The organism is Corynebacterium sp. UMB8791, assembly GCF_054166365.1.
In genome coordinates this window covers 1-304 of record NZ_JBSZCG010000095.1, presented here as the reverse complement: position 1 = coordinate 304, position 304 = coordinate 1, and the positions used below count along the sequence as shown (strand labels likewise).

Annotated in this window: 1 protein-coding gene; it reads left to right on the top strand. The window is 31.6% G+C overall.

All coding sequences use genetic code 11. The features are described 5' to 3' along the window. Window positions 1-251 (top strand): thymidylate synthase (locus ACXIUA_RS02610; protein WP_457976055.1); only part of this gene is annotated, 251 nt, incomplete at its 5' end. Window positions 252-304 lie beyond the last annotated feature (53 nt).

The window sequence follows — 304 nt, the reverse complement described above, 5'->3', positions numbered from 1 at the left end:
CTTTATTATTGAATTTGGTTGCTAGAGAAACTGGACTGGAATTAGGTGAATTTGTGCATACTTTGGGTGATGCACATATTTATAAGAATCATTTTGATCAGGTTAACAAGCAATTATCACGGAATGCATATGATTCTCCTACATTATGGCTTAATCCATTGAAACACAGAGTTTTAGATTTTGAAATGAAAGATATAAAGTTAATAGATTATAATCATCATGGGACTATTAAAGCACCAGTTGCAGTTTAATTGTGAGAGGTAAGTATATTAGTGATTGTTTTTATTTGGGCAGAGGATTTAGC